The organism is Cohnella lupini (assembly GCF_003386205.1).
GTDB classification, from domain to species: domain Bacteria; phylum Bacillota; class Bacilli; order Paenibacillales; family Paenibacillaceae; genus Cohnella; species Cohnella lupini.
In genome coordinates this window covers 55,524-72,564 of sequence record NZ_QRDY01000008.1, presented here as the reverse complement: position 1 = coordinate 72,564, position 17,041 = coordinate 55,524, and the positions used below count along the sequence as shown (strand labels likewise).

The window sequence follows — 17,041 nt, the reverse complement described above, 5'->3', positions numbered from 1 at the left end:
GTTGCATTAATCGTCTAACCTTTGATTCCCGTCGACGCAACGCCGGCATGGAACCATTTTTGACATAAGAAGTACAGCACTACGATCGGCAAAATAGTGAAGGTCGACGCGGCCATCAAATGCTGGTAATTCGGTCCTTCTTCGCTAACGAAGTACAGCAGCCCGACCTGCAGCGGACGCAAGGATTCGCTCGAGGTAATGAGAAGCGGCCATAGGACCCCGTTCCATTTGCCGATAAACGCGAGCAGTGACGCCGTAATGAGCGGCGGCATGGACAAAGGCAGCAGCACGGTGCACAGGTAGCGGAAATGGTTCATCCCGTCCACTTGAGCCGCTTCCCAATAATCCCGGGGAATCGATTGGAACGCTTGCCGCAGCAGGAAAATGGTGAACGCATCCGCGAAGAAAGGCAGCATCATCCCCATGTAGCTGTCATAGAACCCTTGCCCGCCGTTCCCCAGCCAATCGTTGCCGCCCGCGAAAGGAATGTGGCGCAGAGTGACGAAATTGGGAATCAACGTGATATCGTAAGGAATCATCATGGTGGAGACGACCAACGCGAAGATGAATCCTCGGCCCTTGAACCGGAAATGGGATACCGCGTAGGCGACTGGAATGCACACGACGAGTTGCAGCAGCGTGCCGATCCCGGCAACGATGAGCGTATTACCGAAATATCGCCCGAAGCCCGATTCCGGCTTCGTCCAAGCGTGCACGTAGTTGCTGAAATGCCAAGATTGCGGCCATACGGTAGGCGGCATTCTGTTGATCTCCTCCGCCGACTTGAACGAGGTGAGGATCATCCACAGAAAAGGAAACAGCGACAGGGCGGCCAGAACGATGATAACGGCGGTGACAACTGCCCACATGATTCTGGAATTGAGCCGGGATCTATCTTGCGTTATGTTCATTCCGGACTCTCCTTCTTAGTGTTGATAATGGACTCGTTTCTCGCCGAATCTGTACTGTATCCAGGTCAACGCCAGCACGACGGCGAATAGGCATATCGATAGCGCCGAGGCATACCCGACCTGACCGTAGACGTAGAAGCTGCGGAAAATATAGAGCGGCAACGACATCGTCGTTCCTAGAGGACCTCCCTCTCCGCCGGAAAAAACATAAAACGCGTTGAAGGACTCGAATGCGCCGATTACCGAAATGATTAATAGAAGGAAGAGCATCGGGGATAGCATCGGCAACGTGACGTGGCGGATAAGCGTAGGCGTTCTCGCCCCGTCCATCCGGGCCGCTTCGTACAGCTCGCTCGGAACGTTGCTTAAGCCCGCCAGCAGGATCACGATGTTAAATCCAAGGCTGCTCCAGATCGCGAATATTATGATGACCGCAAGTGCGAGCGTCGGTCCGCCGAATTGAATCGGCAGCCAATCCGGCCAGTGTCCGCCTAAGGAAGCAAGTAGCTTCATTCCTATCGGGTCGGGATCCACGAACCAATTCTGAATCGGAAGACGAAGCTTCTCCAGCATGGAGTTCGCTACGCCGACGTTCGGATGGAAGATCCACTTAAAGACGATCGCCGCCGCCACTTGGGAAGTGATGAACGGGAGGAAGAACACCGTGCGAAGCAAACCTTTGCCCTTCCGGTTCTGAAACAAGTAGTACGAAATCAGGAAGGCGAGTACGATCGTAATGGGAATCGTCCCTATCGCGTAATACAAGGTAACCAGAACGCTCTGTCCGACTGCTCCTAGTTGCAAGCCGAGACTCGGATCTCTATAGACGAGGTCTTCCGTGAATATCCGGATATAATTGTCGAAGCCGATGAACTTCTCGGGGACGTACCCCCACTTCCAGAAGCTGATCCATACTCCGAAGCCCAGCGGCCAGAATCGGAACAACAGCAGCAATAGCAGCGCGGGGAGCGCATAGGCGAACCCTATCAAGGCTTCCTTATGTCTCGGTCGTCCATGTCGGCGTATCATCTTGAAGGCATAGGTGGTTGTCCGTTCCTTGTGCATAGTCGGCCTCCTTCTAATCGTTTGCCTATGTCTTAAGTTTAGAGCGCGAATATTAATCGAACATTTGCTTCAAGCACTCGATTGATTAACGACATTACCGTTTCCCTCTCATTTTCAGCCGATTTTTGTTAAACCGGTAACGTTAGCCTGACAAACGGTAAAGGTTGTCAAGAATCGGGCATGACGGACCTATCCGCGCACGCCAAAATCGCCAGCTCTTATCGTCGGCGGTTCGCGCGGTTAAAAGGCCGCAATCGTCTATTTCGTTAAAATTTACAATCGGCCTAATCTGAGCTAAAGTTGCGTTAACACTCGATAGGCTCGACACGCCTATTTGGCTGAGGTAACATTTTGTACGCAAAAAAACGACGGCGCGGGATTAATACCCCGCACCGCCGTTTTCAAGAAGTCCAACAAGTCTAACCCTTGCTTACGCGATAATGCCCTTATAGCCTTCCGCCGTCAGAAGCTTGCCGAACGCCTCTTCCACGCTGCCCTCGACCTCTATCTCGGCGATCCATCCGCCCTCGTAAGGTTCGCCGTTCAGAAGCTCCGGCTGGTCGTTCAACGCTTCGTTAACCTTCACCACTTTGCCGGTGACCGGGCTGTACAGCTCGGACACGGTTTTCACCGATTCGATCGATCCCATGCTTTCCCCGAAGCTAACGCTAGCTCCCAATTCCGGGAACTCGACGAACACGATGTCTCCGAGCAGGCTCTGCGCATGATCCGTGATGCCGATTCTAACGATCTGACCTTCTACCGCTTCCGCCCATTCGTGCTCCTCGCTGTATGCCAACTTCTCCCTGACTTCGCTCATCCTAAGAACCCTCTTCTCATTTGAATGTTAACCGCAAGTGCAATAGAGCACCGGCTTGCGAGCCGCCGTCGTTTCGTCCAACCGCTTGACCACCGTCGTATACGGCGCGTTCAGGACCAGCTGCGGATCCGTCTCCGCTTCCTTGGCGATCTGAATCATCGTGTCGATGAAGGCGTCGAGCGTATCCTTACTCTCGGTTTCCGTAGGCTCGATCATGATGCTTTCCTCCACGTTAAGCGGAAAATAAATCGTCGGCGGATGATAGCCGAAGTCGAGCAGCCTCTTAGCCACGTCGAGCGTGCGGACGCCGTAAGCCTTAAGCCGTTTGCCGGAGAGCACGAATTCATGCTTGCACACGCCCGGATACGCCACTTCGTAGTACGGAGCGAGGCGATGCATCATGTAGTTGGCGTTCAACACGGCGCACTCGGACACGCGGCGAAGCCCTTCCGGTCCATACGTTCGAATGTACGCATAGGCGCGAACGAGAATGCCGAAGTTTCCGTAGTAGGCTTTCACGCGACCGATCGATTGCGGACGATCCGTGTCCCAATAGTAAGTACCGTCTTCTTTCCGGCTAACGATTGGCTTCGGCAGGAACGGGATCAGCTTGCTCTTCACGCCGACGGGACCGGCACCCGGACCCCCGCCGCCATGCGGCGTGCTCATCGTCTTGTGCAGGTTAAGATGCACGACGTCGAAGCCCATGTCGCCTGGACGGGCGATACCCATGATGGCATTCGAATTGGCCCCGTCGTAATATAGCAATCCGCCCGCGTCATGCACGATCTTGGCGATCTCCACGATCTGTTCCTCGAACAAGCCGAGCGTGCTCGGATTCGTCAGCATGAGCGCTGCGGTATCGTCGCCGACCGCGGCGCGCAACGCGTCGAGATCGACCATGCCGCGCTCGTCCGACTTAATCGTGACGGTCTCGAACCCCGCGACCGTAGCGCTCGCCGGATTGGTGCCGTGCGAGGAATCCGGCACGATGACCTTCATGCGATGATCGCCGCGGCTCTCGTGATACGCCCGAATGAGCATCAGCCCGGTCCACTCGCCATGCGCGCCGGCCGCCGGTTGAAGCGTCACCTGATCCATGCCCGTAAGAGCGGCAATATCATTCTGCAGCGTATACAGCAGCTCGAGCGCTCCTTGGATACTCTCCTCGGGCTGATACGGATGAATCTTGGCGAAGCCGGCGAACCGCGCAACGTCTTCGTTGATCTTCGGATTATATTTCATCGTGCAGGAACCGAGCGGGTAGAACCCGTTGTCGACGCCGAAGTTGCGCCGCGATAACTCCGTATAGTGTCGGATGACATCGACCTCGTACACTTCCGGAAGTTCGGCCGGCTTGCCGCGAAGCAGTCCGGCGGGAATGACGGAGGCGGCCTCGATGTCGGGAACGTCGCATTCGGGCAGCGAGTAGGCGACCCGTCCCGGCTTGCTCATTTCGAAGATCAACGCTTTTTCCGGTTTCATAGACAAGCCTCCATTTCGCTTACGAATCCTTCGATCTCTGCCTTCGTCCTGCGTTCGGTCACGGCGACGAGCATATGCCCCGCAAGCTCCGGATAAGCGGAGCCCAGATCGTAGCCCCCGATATAGCCGGCTTTGAGCAGCATAGCGTTCAAGGCACCCGCTTCCGCCCCCTCCGGCAGCTTCACGACGAACTCGTTGAAGAACGGAGCGGAGAACGCGAGCGATAAGGACGGACTTCCTTGCACTTGCCCGGAGGCGTAATGGGATTTCCTCAGGTTCAGCATGGCTGCTTCCTGCATCCCCGCTTTACCCATGATCGACATATATACCGAAGCGCATAACGCGAGAAGCGCCTGATTCGAACAAATATTGGAGGTCGCCTTCTCCCGGCGAATATGCTGCTCCCGCGCTTGCAGCGTCAGCACGAATCCGCGTTTGCCTTCCGAGTCGACCGTCTGCCCGACGATCCGTCCCGGAATACGCCGCATCAACGGCTCAGACACCGCGAAGAATCCGCAGGTCGGTCCGCCGAGCGAAGCGGGAATGCCGAGCGGCTGCGCATCGCCGACGACGACATCCGCGCCCAGTACGCCGGGCGATTCGAGGATTCCAAGCGACAGAGGATTGACGCTCATGACTAGCAATCCTTTGCGCTCATGGATGAGATGTTCAATGGGACGAATGTCTTCCAAGCAGCCGAAGAAATTCGGAGTCTGGACGAGCACGGCGGCTGTATCGTCGTTGATCGCCGCTTCCAGCTCGGCGAGGTCGGTAACTCCGTTCGAATAGCCGACTTCCACGACCTCGAGTCCCAAACCGCGCGCCGAGGTGAGCAGGATTTCGCGGGCTTCCGGGTGGACGGTACGGGAAACGACGATTCGTTTGCGCTTGGTCGCCCCGCTGGCAAGCGCTGCGGCTTCCGCCAGCGCGGTGGCTCCGTCGTACATGCTGGCATTCGCGACCTTCATGCCGGTCAGCTCGCAAATGTAAGATTGGAACTCGAATATTGCTTGCAGCTCGCCTTGGCTGATCTCCGGCTGATAAGGCGTGTATGCCGTATAGAATTCGGAACGGGATATGACGTGATTAATAACGACGGGGATATGATGGTCATAGATGCCTGCGCCAAGGAAGCTAGTATACCGGTCAAAGTCGGCGTTCTTGTCCGAGAGCACGCGCATATGCTTGAGCAGCGCGGATTCATCCAGCGCTTTGGACATCGGCATAATGCCGTCGTATCTGACGGATTGGGGAATATCCGCGAAGAGCTCTTCGATGGAATTCGCGCCGACCGTCTTCAGCATTTCGATTTCGTCTTGTTCGGTCATCGGCAAGTAGCGGTGCTTGATCATGATTTAGCTCCTTCTCCGGTTGTTTGCGTTCTTTTGTAAAAAGGGGCTTTAACGACTTGGGCTCTTAAGAGCTTGCCGCGAATTTCCACTTCTACTTCCGTGCCCAATTCCGTATAGGCCGTCTCCAGCAAAGCCAGCCCGAGATTGCGCTTCAGCGTTGGCGACTGCGTTCCCGTCGTGACCTCTCCGATCTGACGGCCGCCCGCGAATATCGGATAATGGCTTCTCGGAATGCCGCGGTCAAGCAACTCGATTCCGACGAGCTTGCGGGTCAGTCCCTCTTGCTTCTGCTTCTCCAGAGCGTCCCGGCCGATGAAGCCGCCTTCCTTGGCCAGCTTCACGAACATGCCGACACCCGCTTCCAGCGGCGTGATGTCCTTGGACAGCTCTTGTCCGTAAAGAGGAAGCCTTGCCTCGAAACGAAGAGTGTCCCGCGCTCCCAATCCCACGGGAATAAGGCCGTCGGACTCGCCCGCCTTCAGCAGTTCCCGCCATACGTGCGGCGCGTCCCCGGAATCGAGATAGATTTCGAAGCCGTCCTCTCCCGTATAACCCGTACGCGAGACCAGCGCCTTGCGCCCGCACACTTCCGCTTGATACAGAAAATGAAACGGAGCAAGCTCGCCAACAGGATCCGCCGTGACTCCGGCTAGAATCCGTGCGGCCATCGGCCCTTGCAGCGCCAACAACGCCGTCTGCTCGGACAGGTTCTCCAAGACGACGTCCCCGATAAGGTGATCGCTTAGCCATGCAAAATCTTTGTCGATATTCGAAGCATTAACCACGAGCTGGTATTGGTCTTGGGACAGCTTGTAGACGAGAAGATCGTCGACAACGCCTCCATCCGGATAACACATTAACGTATACTGCGCTTGCCCCGCCGACAGCCTGGACACGTCGTTAGTCGTCACTTGCTGCAGGAACGCTTCCGCGTATTGGCCGGTTACCAGGAACTCTCCCATATGGGACACGTCGAATAGGCCAGCCTGTTTACGAACCGCGTCATGCTCTTGCAGAATACCGTAGAACTGAACCGGCAGCTCCCAACCTCCGAAATCGATGCAACGGACGCCGGGATAACCCGCATATGCGGCAAACAACGGAGTACGTCTTAATTCGCTCATCCCAACACCTCCCATACATTCTATTCCACACGCCAAAAAGGACAGCCCGAAAGGAACCTCAAAACGCTTCGTTAGAAGCGAATGCATTCCTTCCGTTCTGTCCTTTGTACCTGAGAGTTACCTTGCATCCGTCTCCACAGCATCTATGGAACCGTGCAAGTTTCCCCTTGGGTGATCCCGTCGCCGGGATTCTCTCCAGAATTGCGTCCGATAGCGGTCCTTTTGCCTGAGAGATTCACCCGCATGGGCTTACTCCTTCGGCGTTACCTCTTGAACCGGTAATCTCTCCCACTATCATCATCCGCGTATGAAGTTGTTAATATCTGCTTTTCACTTGTTTCATTATACCGTTCCCCCTACGCATGATGTCAACTAATATGTCATTAAAATTCTTTTATCCGCATTAACCGACATTAACATCACATTATCCGCTCATTCCGACCTTTGCGGCTGGAGATCGATTCGGTTAATCTTCTTGCCGATCAATTTTAATTTACGACACTAAAAAATGTTATCCAAGCGACCTTTACCAAGTATGATAGAAATGGGATGATAAACGGAAGAAAGACGTGATAATCCATGCGCAAAATAAAAGTAGGATTCGCGGCACTTATTATTCTATGCGCCATTCTAGGCTGCAGTGTCCGACACTCCGTCCTTACTTCCGCTACTTCATCGCTATCCAAGTCTTTGAAAAATGAAGTCCCGACCGTTCATTCCGTCCAATTCCATTTCACCAGACCGGAATTCACTATATCCGTTAAGACTAGCGAAGCTCTATCCGAAGGGGTTAGAGATTCTATTCTCGAACGGGTGAAGCAGTTTACGACCATTAATCACATGAATGAAGTGGCTCGCTCCGTGAAATGGAAAAGCCCAATATCAAACGTTAACCTAGTCATCTATAACGATTCTAAGAGTGAGCCCGCCGCTGTATACTCGACAAGTTATTTCAAGACATTCGACGCATCCGATACCTCGGAGGAAAATATAGACGGCTATGTCACTTGGCGTAAGCACGAAGAGCCAGTATGAGAAAAGAAAACGCGAAAAGGGGAATGTGAATGAAGTCGATATCCGTAAAAGAGATGACGGAGCGGTTTCGCCTGGAGGTGCTCGCCGGTCAACCTTGTCTGGATCGTCAGATCGTCCGTTCAAGGGCGCATCGGCCGGGATTGGAGTTCGCGGGGTATTTCGATTTTTTCCCTACCGAGCAAGTGCAGGTGTTAGGAAAGAAAGAGATCAATTATTTACATAAGCTCACAGAGAACGAGCGCAACGAGCGGATCGGAAACGTCGTGAAGTATCATCCGCCTTGTTTTATCGTGGCGGCGGGACAAGACGGTCTGAAGTATTTGATTAAATATTGCGAGCAAGAAGGCATCCCGCTATTGCGGACGCCAGAGAAGACGACGGAATTCATCGCCAAGCTGGATTCGTACCTGCTTAAAGCGTTGGCGCAGGAAATCTCCGTGCACGGCGTCTGCGTGAACGTATCCGGTATCGGTATCCTGCTGCGCGGCAAGTCCGGCGTCGGCAAGAGCGAAACCGCGCATACGCTAATACGCCGCGGCCACCGGCTCGTGGCGGACGATATCGTCACGCTGAAGAAGCTCGGCCCCGAGACGCTGCTCGGCAGCCATGACGGCAAGACCAGGGAGTTCCTTGCCCTGCGCAGCATCGGGCTCATTAACGTCGTCCGCCTGTACGGGCGGAAGGCTTTTCAGGATGAGTCCCGGATCGTATTGGACATCGAGCTGACGCCGTGGAAGGACAATACGCTAAACAATGAATTGGAGCTGGAGCACCGTTTCACCGACTATCTAGGCGTGCAAGTTCCGCATATCGAGATTCAGCTTCAACCCGGCAGGGACGTTGCCGGTCTTATCGAGGCTGCGGCTAACAGCTGGTATCTGAAGCAGCAGGGCTATAGCGCCGTGGAGGAGTTCATGAGCCGGTTGACGGATTGTTAGGGTAAGGTCTACGCTTATCGCCAAGCAGCCACTCTATCAGCTTCGTTTTAGCAGTCCAGACATCTCCGTTTTCAGCCGATTTGTTCGTATAAATCTTACTCTTGAACTCTCCCTTGTCCGCAAGCACGAATATCTTACGTTCATTCGAACGTATGAAGTGTATCTCGTACAAATTGCCCGGGCTCTCGGGATCTTCGAACGATGTTTTATGGAGTGAATTCAACTCTGTTATGATGTTCCCGATCGTTGCCGCGTCCGTAATTGTCAGTAACTGCTCCTTAGAGCGGTCATTGAACAACGAATAAACTTCTATTTGGCTAGCTTTCATCCGGAGGGGTAACTCCGACGTTGAACAGCCGGCTATTAGCAGCATTAGGCTTAGCGACAGACCCCATAAACGGTTCATTTCACTAGTCATCTCCTAGATAGAGATAGGTTAGTTAGCCGCATAAAATAAAAGAAAGCCTCTACGAGATCAGCTATCTCATGGAGGCTTTGGTCGGATGGTGTTCATCAAGTAGGATGGTAATCATCGTTATTCAAACAAATGCGCCATTGTGGAGTCAAAGTAGGATGAAGAACATCACTATGGATCGAATTTCTGAGAGAAATAGAACAAATTATGGTCAATAGCGATGAAAACCATCTTTATTCCGCTCAAATCTGGAGCAAGCGTCAAAAATACATTGAAAACCATCGCTATTGGATGTAGATGGCCTTAGAAACAATTATACAGTGGCAAGCCGGATAGTGAAACCGAAACCGAGGCGATCGTTCTGGATCGTTTCACAATCATCAGTTTCCATCGACATCGTACGAAATCAGCGTGAGTCCCCCGTCAACGGAAATGACCTGCCCCGTGATGAAGGCGGCCGCGTCTCCGGCTAGAAACAGGGCGACCCCGGCGACGTCCTCCGGCTGGGTCAGGCGACCAAGCGGCGTGCGGCGCGTCAAGTTATTCTTGAAGGTTTCGAACCGCTCCTTGGCGTAAAATTTGACCGAGTCCGTCTCCACGACGCCCGGGGAAATACAGTTGCTCGTGATGCCGCGCGGGCCGAGCTCGGTTGCCAAGTATCTCGTAAGCGACTCTAGCGCGGCTTTGGCGGACCCGATGTTCGAATAGTTCGGCAGCGTGAATTGGCTACCTAAGCTAGATACGGTGAGAATGCGGCCATTACGGCCTTCCATTAGCGGAACCGCGCGTTGCACGGCGTGAAGAACGCTCTTAATAACGACTTGGTACGTCCGGTCGATGTGATAGTCTTTCGTCTCCATGGCCGGCTTGAAAGACGTGGCTGCCGCGTTGGCCATGAAGACATCGAGGGCGCCCCATTCGCTGGAGACCGTATCGAACATCGCATCGATTTCCGCCGGCGCTTCGAGCTCGGCTTTGCATACCAAAGCCTGAACGCCATAACTGCGCGCTTCCTCGGCCGTCTCTATCGCTGCCTGCTCATCCCTGCGGTAATGAATGGCGACGTCCGCGCCTTCCTTGGCGAACGAAAGCGCCGTTGCCCTGCCGATTCCCCTCGAGCTGCCCGTTATGAGTACTTTTTTCCCTGTAAAAGATCCCGACATTCGACTCGCTTCCTTCCTCTCGATCCTAATTATCTGCCGCCTATAACGTCATAGCCAGCTCATAAGCCTGCCTGATGGCACGCGCCGCGTTCAGCTCCGCGGATTCGACCGCTCCTCCGACGAAGTCGGCGGTCAAACGACGCTCCGCAGTCGGTTCCCCGGTTCTCAGTAGCGCATCGGCCCATTCCGTCCGAGACCTCTGACCCGTGCATAGCACGACTTGGTCCGCTTCAACAAACCGTCCGCCCGATTCATTCTCGATCCAGACTCCTCCCGAGGAGATAGCGCGAACGCGATAGCCTTTCAATACCTTCACCCCGCTGCGCTTCAATTCCTCAAGAAGCACCCACCTTGACGTCTGTCCGACGCCCTTCGCCACCTTCTCGGATCGCGACACGAGGGTAATGCTTGACGGCGATGATGCGCCAAGCGTGGACGAAATCCCTCTCTCCGTGAAGAACGAGTCTACTTCCGGACGCATCCTCGCCGTCTCGGCCATGTAATGGGCGACGTCGCAGCCGATGCCTCCCCCGCCGACGATGACGATCTTGCTTCCGAAGGCTCGCGAGCCCGACAATATATCCATGTATGTACAAACCTGCGGCAATTCTACACCCTCCAGCATCTCTGGAACGTATGGGACGACCCCCGTTGCCACGATTACACGGTCAAAGGCCCCAAGATCCGCCGAGCTAGGAGTTGTATTCGTGCGAACGATAACGCCGAGTCGTTGAAGCGATACTTGATAATAGCGCAGCGTCTCCCGAAAAACCGCCTTACCCGGTACCCGCGAGGCCAGCAAGAACTGTCCCCCGAGCCGGTCGCGTGCCTCGAATAGCGTGACAGAATGACCTCGCTCCGCGGCCGTCTTCGCTGCCTGAAGCCCCGCCACTCCCCCGCCGATGACGGCAACGGATATTGGCGCTTCGGTCTTATGGAACGGCTCGGACTCCCGGCCGGTCCGCGGGTTGACCATGCAGCCGACCGCTTTGCCGGCGAACGCGTGATCCAGGCAAGCCTGATTACAGGCCAAGCAGACGTTCAGCCCGTCCCGGTCCGACTGGGCGATTCTCAGCGCGAAAGTGGGATCGGCAAGCCACGGACGCGCCGGGGCAATGAAGTCCATATCTCCTCTGGCGAGCGACTGCTCGGCCGCTTCCGGCGTATGGAGGCGGTTGGCGCCGATAACGGGAATGCTCACGGCGGATCGAACCGCACGGACGATATGCGCGAAAGCGCCGGTAGGGACGGTTGCCCCGACGGTCGGGACTCGCGATTCGTGCCAGCCGATGCCAACGTTCAGCGCATCCGCTCCGCTTTGCTCCAGCCGGCGGGCCATCTCGAGAGTTTCTTCCCGCGTCGTGCTGCCGTCCATGAAATCTTCCCCGGACATGCGGAAGATGATCGGGAATTCCGCCCCTACCCGCTCGCGGATCGCTTGGACGATCTCTAGGCTTAGTCGTATCCGACCTTCAAGCGTTCCTCCATAGCCATCCTCTCGAACGTTCGTCAGCGGTGACGCGAATTCGTTCAACAAATACCCTTCAGAGCCCATAATTTCGACCGCGTGGAACCCCGCATTCATGGCGAATGCAGCTCCATCCGCGAAAGCCTCGATCACCCTCGCGATATCGGACTCCGTCATCGCTTCAGGCGTCTCTCTCGTCAGACGCGAAGCGATGGCGCTCGGCGCTTTGGGCGTAAGCCCGGTTTCCGCGCTTTTGGCATAACGCCCCATGTGGGTAAGCTGCAGAGCCATCCTGCCGCCAGCCCGCCGAATCGCGTCGATAAGCTCGCTGAGTTGGGCACGATGATCGGGCTCGGTTAAGCTAAACATGCGATGGCCGCCCCCTTCGGGAAGCACGGCAACGTGACCGGTCACGATCAGCGCCGCGCCGCCGCATACCCGCTCCTCGTAGAACGCGATGAGCTGGCCCAGCTCGCGGCGATCGCCTTCGATGCCTAGATGCATCGCTCCCATCAGAATCCGGTGGTTCAGTTCCAGCGAGCCTATCTTTCCTCGTTGAAGCAATAACGACTCTCCCGCCATGCCTCCGATCACCTGCCTGCCAGAATAGACTTGGAGATGACCGCCTTCTGGATTTCCGCCGTTCCTTCTTCGAATTTCTGCGCTCGCGCATCCCGATAGATTCGTTCGATCTCATATCCTTTGAAGTAACCGATACCGCCCCAGATTTGCTGAGCTTTGTCCGTTACCCTCTGCAGCATCTCCAGCGCGTACAGCTTCGACATCGACGCAGGCGCAGGAGTCAGCGCGCCTTCGTCCTTCAGTCTGCCCGCGTACATGACGAGCTGGCGAGCGGCTTCGATATCCGTAGCCATCTCCGCGATCCAGGTCTGCACCACTTGGCGCTGACTTAGCTGCTTACCGAAAGTCACCCGCTCGTTGCTGCGCTGAATCGCGATATCGAACGCTCGCTGCGCAAGGCCGACGCAAGTCATCCCGACGCAAACGCGACTCGGATCAAGAAAGCCGTTCAGAGCACTAGCCAAGCCTTGTCCTACTTCTCCTAGCAAATTCCGGGCGGGAACGCGGGCGTTCTTAAATAGAATATGCGCATGCCCGGTTCCCGTAAGGCCAAGCGTCTGCGGCATGAGCTTAACCTCGATGCCGGGAGCGATTCTCGGCACGAGCAGCGCCATCGTCCCCTCGTATCCTATCGTTCCTTTCATCCGGCAATAGAGCATGTAATAGTCCGCGGTATCGCCGAACGTAATCAACCACTTCTCTCCGTTCAGCACGAATTCGTCGCCTTCCTTGTAAGCGGACGTCTCGATATCCGCGCCCGAACCTGCATTCGGCTCCGTCAAGGTGAACGCTACGCTAATCTCTCCCCGAACCAGAGGCTTCACGAATCGCTCCCTTTGCTCCTCGCTAGCTAAGAAATCAATTGGCCGCCAGACGCCGTTCATAACGTGTACGATCATCCGTATGGAGCCGTGCGACTGGGAAAACAGCTCCAGCAGCTGCAGATATTGCGTGAAGGTCAGCCCGTGCCCCCCGTATTCGACCGGTGCGGCCAGACGCAAATAACCGCGCTCGCGCAGCTCCTTCCAGACGTCGGGGCCGCATTGCCCGGTTTCCTCGATTCGCTCGGACAGTTCTCGCAAGCGACCGTTCACATAACTCGTTACTTCGTCCTTTAACCTAGCAAACTCCGTTCCTTCCATCCGCTTCCCCTCCCCCGCTTGTCCCGTTTTCATCAATGATAATTCGGATTTAGCTTATCGGTGATCATCTGCCTGAGCACGTACTTCTGTATTTTGCCCGTCGTCGTTCGCGGCATCTCGGGGATGATCTCCAGTCGCTCCGGCCAATACATTTTCGTAACGCCCTGTACCTTCAAATAATCGGTCAGCTTGTCCAATCCGATCGTTGAGTTGGGGTTCTTAAGCGACACGTATGCGCAAATCCTCTCGTTCAGCCTCGGATCCGGCATGCCAACCACGGCTACGTCGTGCAGCTCCTCCATCTGGTACAGCAGATTCTCCACCTCGGTGACCGGTACCTTCACTCCGCCCCGATTGATGATGTCCTTCACCCGGCCCGTCAGGCGAAGATTGCCTCGCTCGTCGATGACGGCCAAGTCTCCGGTATTGAAGAAGCCCTCCGCGTCGACCGCCGCCTCGTACCATTCCGGATGGTCCAGATAACCGATAAACATCGCCGGCGTCTTGACCTTGAAGAGACCTTCCTGCCCCGGCGGAAGCGTTCGGCCTTCCTCGTCGGTCACTTTCATCTCGCGCCCCGCGATGACTTGTCCGTCCGAATTCCATGACTCTTCCCCGTACGCGCGCACGCTTCCGACGCTGATCATGCAAGACTCGGTAGAACCCCAGCCTCCGACCACCTTGCAAGCAAGTCTCTTCGAAGCTACTTGCGCAAGCTGACGTGGAACCGGAGCACCTGTTGCTATGAACAGCCTTAGCCCCCTAGGAGTCTCGCTCTCCCGGGTCAGATCCGCCAGGAAAGGCATCGCTGCCTGCACGAAGGTTGCCCCGTATTGCTCGATGGCGAACCGAGCCGTCTCCGTATTCCAGATCGCCTGGCAAATCTGGGTAGCCCCGAGATAGAGGGCGAGCGACATGCCGTACAGAAAACCGGTCTGATGCGCCATCGGGGATGGAATCCATATTTGGTCCATGGAAGTTAGCCCCAGCGTCTGGACGTGGGCGGCTACCCCGTTGCTGAGCGTACCATGCGTATGTATGACACCTTTGGGTTCGCCCGTCGTTCCCGACGTAAACAGCAGCTGCGAAGCGGAAGCCGACTTCGGCCGCCGTTGCGCGAGCTGCGAGACGACCGGCTCCCTCTCCGCCAAGCCTCCCAGACTGCTTTTCCGATTCAGCGGTTTCCCGAGCTTGATCGTGATCAGACTCCGCATGCCCGGCAATTCGGAACGAATGCTCTCGACCAGCTCTCCATAACGCAAGTTCCGGAATTCCTCCGGCACGAACAGCAGCTTGCTCTTCGACTTGCGCATGACGAACGGGATCTCCCGCTCCCTCAGAGCCGGGAGCATCGGACAGGCGACTGCCCCGGCTTTCCAGATCGCGATCGTCAGCACGACGAACTCCCAGCCGTTCGGAAGCAAATAAGCGACATTGTCGCCCTCCTCCACTCCCCGATCGATTAACCCTTGCGCGGCGCGGTCGCTTAGTTCGTCCAGCTGTCCGAAGCTCAGGATGACCGGAAGGCTGCCGCCGTTCAGATCGATGATCGCATTTTTCCAAGCGTCCGCCTTGGCCAGCCGGTTCAAGAACAAGTCGCTTTCCAAGGTATGTTCCGTGCTCATTCGATCCATGTCCTCCTCATCTCCGTTAATCGCGGATCTGTATTCTCAGCGAGTCATAGCCAAGTCTCCGACGTTCACCCCGACCAGCTCCAAATGCTCGAAAAACTCGGGATACGAAATTCGGTACGCGTTCGGATAAGTCAACTCGCTCACCCCTTCGGACGCCCGGAGCGCAGCCAGCGTAAACGCCATCTGCACCCGGTGGTCGTTGAAGGTCGAGATCGAAGCCCCCTTCAGCCGTTCCACGCCGTCGATCACGAGATCGTCCCCGTGCTCCGCGATCCGCGCGTTCATCTTGTTCAGTTGGAGCATCGCCTTGACCCGGTTCGATTCCTTCATTCGACCCGGCCCTATATTCCTCAACACCGTACGGCCCTGCGATAGGGCAGCCACGACGGAGAGCGTCGGGATCAAATCCGGGATATGACGCATGTCGATTTCCAAGCCGCTGACCGGGCGGATTCCGGAGTGGCGGATTCGAGTACCCGCGTGCGAGCTATCGTACGCCATCGGAATGCCCAAGTCGGCGATGATGTCGAGCACTTTGCTCTCAGGATGCGAGCCCTTCCCCGAGATTCCCTGCAGGACGATATCGGACGGGAACAAGGCGGATAACGTCAGCAGAAAAGCAGAAGAGGACAGGTCCGGCTCGATGTGAATTTCCGCGGGACGGTAGGACTGACCTGCGGGTACCGTCCATTTCGTACCGCTGGCGTCTTCTTCGATCCAAATGCCGAATTGCCGCATCATCTGGATGGTCAGTCCTACGTAAGTCAATTCATTATGAGGCGGAAGAGCCTCGATGATCGTGTCCCTGGTGGCGAACGGAGCGACGATGAGCAAGCCGGAAATCCATTGGCTTAGAGTCCCGGGGATCCGAATATAGCCGCCTTCGGGCTTGCCCGGCATAACGGTGACAGGCATCTTGTCATCGTGAGCCAGACACCGGATCCCCATATCGCCTAGTGCCCCGAGTAGCGGACCGATCGGACGTTCTCTTAACGCCTTATGACCGTCGTATGTAGGAGCCATTCCATGGGATCGGCTACCCAGTCCGAGCATGAACTGTAGCGTGGAACCAGAGCTACCTACTCGGATCTTGCCATTTCGCGGGACGTAGACCCCGCCCTTCACCCTATATCCGCTGTCCGTCTGCTCGACGGATATCCCGAAATCGCGCAGGGAATTCAGCGTATCCTTAATATGAAGCGCGTCGGATTTACCGTGGATGACCGTTTCCCCGTCGGCAAGCGAACCGAAAATCAACGCACGATGCAAATGATATTTAGACGGAGGTACCCGAACGATGCCGCTCACTTTCCCCCAATGAGGAGTCACCTTTTTTTTCGCCAACCGCCCCACCCTGCTTTCATCGGATTTTCCGGAATAACAATAGGTACGCGCCGGATTCGATGAAAATGAATGAATTTGCATGAGATAGCTTGAGATAGTATTAGTCTTTCTACATTTCAATTCGGTTAAACTAGCAGAACGATAAGAAAAATGTCTTCGCCGTCCGTCATTTCGAGATAAAAGCGTGCTCTGCGGTACGATTTGACCAAAAGCGAGCTATCAGAGGTGGTTAGTCAAGGGAAGTAGAATGGTAATCATCGTTATTGGAGCTGTTGAGCAGTTTTGCAATAAAAGTAGGATGAGGAACATCGCTATAGATCGTATTTAGGAAAGGAATAGAACAAACGGAGCCCAATAGCGATAAATGATATCGTTATCCAGCTTAATTCTTGGACATTCATCAGAAATACAATGAAACACATCGTATTTAAAAGGGGTTACTCTCAACTCGACTCGCTTACTATTGCCTAGCTAAGGATCAACTTCTGTTCGCACAAGTAAGACGGTTTCGCCGTGCGTGGCACGGTCAATTTCAGCCGCGGGCTGTTGTCTTCGCAAAATTT

14 protein-coding genes and 2 riboswitches are annotated in these 17,041 nt (G+C 55.4%); of the genes, 2 read left to right on the top strand and 12 right to left on the bottom strand.

The window, feature by feature from the left end; genetic code table 11:
* Positions 1 to 14 precede the first annotated feature (14 nt).
* From DFP95_RS15305 to gcvT, 6 genes are all read right to left on the bottom strand, one after another.
* Positions 15 to 911 (bottom strand): carbohydrate ABC transporter permease, encoded by an 897-nt coding sequence (locus DFP95_RS15305; protein ID WP_115993518.1) that lies wholly within the window; start codon positions 909 to 911, stop codon positions 15 to 17.
* Positions 912 to 926: 15 nt separating this feature from the next.
* Positions 927 to 1,976, bottom strand: coding sequence for a carbohydrate ABC transporter permease (locus tag DFP95_RS15300; RefSeq protein WP_115993517.1), 1,050 nt, complete (start codon positions 1,974 to 1,976; stop codon positions 927 to 929).
* A 430-nt stretch (positions 1,977 to 2,406) separates the two neighbouring features.
* A complete protein-coding gene (gcvH, locus tag DFP95_RS15295) occupies positions 2,407 to 2,796 on the bottom strand; it encodes a glycine cleavage system protein GcvH (protein ID WP_115993516.1) in 390 nt (129 codons plus the stop codon).
* Between the two features lie 27 nt (positions 2,797 to 2,823).
* The gene (gcvPB, locus tag DFP95_RS15290) at positions 2,824 to 4,281 is read right to left on the bottom strand and encodes an aminomethyl-transferring glycine dehydrogenase subunit GcvPB (RefSeq protein ID WP_115993515.1); all 1,458 of its coding nucleotides are present in this window, start codon (positions 4,279 to 4,281) and stop codon (positions 2,824 to 2,826) included.
* Positions 4,278 to 5,630: an aminomethyl-transferring glycine dehydrogenase subunit GcvPA gene (gene gcvPA, locus DFP95_RS15285; protein WP_115993632.1), complete on the bottom strand. Its 1,353-nt coding sequence runs from the start codon at positions 5,628 to 5,630 to the stop codon at positions 4,278 to 4,280. The genes gcvPB and gcvPA overlap by 4 nt, the downstream gene beginning before the upstream one ends.
* On the bottom strand, positions 5,630 to 6,757 hold the full coding sequence (gene gcvT / locus DFP95_RS15280) for a glycine cleavage system aminomethyltransferase GcvT (RefSeq protein ID WP_115993514.1): 1,128 nt from the start codon (positions 6,755 to 6,757) through the stop codon (positions 5,630 to 5,632). The genes gcvPA and gcvT overlap by 1 nt, the downstream gene beginning before the upstream one ends.
* 87 nt (positions 6,758 to 6,844) lie before the next feature.
* A riboswitch (glycine riboswitch) is annotated at positions 6,845 to 6,961 on the bottom strand.
* A riboswitch (glycine riboswitch) is annotated at positions 6,962 to 7,058 on the bottom strand. It abuts the riboswitch before it with no gap.
* A 278-nt stretch (positions 7,059 to 7,336) separates the two neighbouring features.
* Here gcvT and DFP95_RS15275 point away from each other — a divergent pair.
* The gene (locus DFP95_RS15275; RefSeq protein WP_115993513.1) at positions 7,337 to 7,792 is read left to right on the top strand and encodes a hypothetical protein; all 456 of its coding nucleotides are present in this window, start codon (positions 7,337 to 7,339) and stop codon (positions 7,790 to 7,792) included.
* A gap of 29 nt (positions 7,793 to 7,821) precedes the next feature.
* Positions 7,822 to 8,730: an HPr(Ser) kinase/phosphatase gene (hprK, locus tag DFP95_RS15270; RefSeq protein WP_115993512.1), complete on the top strand. Its 909-nt coding sequence runs from the start codon at positions 7,822 to 7,824 to the stop codon at positions 8,728 to 8,730.
* Here hprK and DFP95_RS15265 read toward each other — a convergent pair.
* The 6 genes from DFP95_RS15265 to aroA all read right to left on the bottom strand — a co-directional run bounded on the left by DFP95_RS15265 (position 8,705) and on the right by aroA (position 16,478).
* Positions 8,705 to 9,136, bottom strand: a complete 432-nt coding sequence (locus tag DFP95_RS15265; protein ID WP_115993511.1) for a hypothetical protein — start codon at positions 9,134 to 9,136, stop codon at positions 8,705 to 8,707. The two genes, hprK and DFP95_RS15265, sit on opposite strands and share 26 nt — an antisense overlap.
* A 389-nt stretch (positions 9,137 to 9,525) precedes the next feature.
* Entirely contained in the window at positions 9,526 to 10,308 is a 783-nt protein-coding gene (locus tag DFP95_RS15260) for an SDR family oxidoreductase (protein ID WP_115993510.1), read from the bottom strand.
* Between the two features lie 40 nt (positions 10,309 to 10,348).
* Entirely contained in the window at positions 10,349 to 12,358 is a 2,010-nt protein-coding gene (locus DFP95_RS15255; RefSeq protein WP_115993631.1) for an FAD-dependent oxidoreductase, read from the bottom strand.
* A gap of 8 nt (positions 12,359 to 12,366) precedes the next feature.
* Positions 12,367 to 13,500, bottom strand: coding sequence for an acyl-CoA dehydrogenase family protein (locus tag DFP95_RS15250; RefSeq protein ID WP_115993509.1), 1,134 nt, complete (start codon positions 13,498 to 13,500; stop codon positions 12,367 to 12,369).
* Between the two features lie 32 nt (positions 13,501 to 13,532).
* A complete protein-coding gene (locus DFP95_RS15245; RefSeq protein ID WP_115993508.1) occupies positions 13,533 to 15,125 on the bottom strand; it encodes an AMP-binding protein in 1,593 nt (530 codons plus the stop codon).
* 45 nt (positions 15,126 to 15,170) lie between these two features.
* Positions 15,171 to 16,478, bottom strand: a complete 1,308-nt coding sequence (aroA, locus tag DFP95_RS15240; protein ID WP_181907445.1) for a 3-phosphoshikimate 1-carboxyvinyltransferase — start codon at positions 16,476 to 16,478, stop codon at positions 15,171 to 15,173.
* Positions 16,479 to 17,041: the final 563 nt, after the last annotated feature.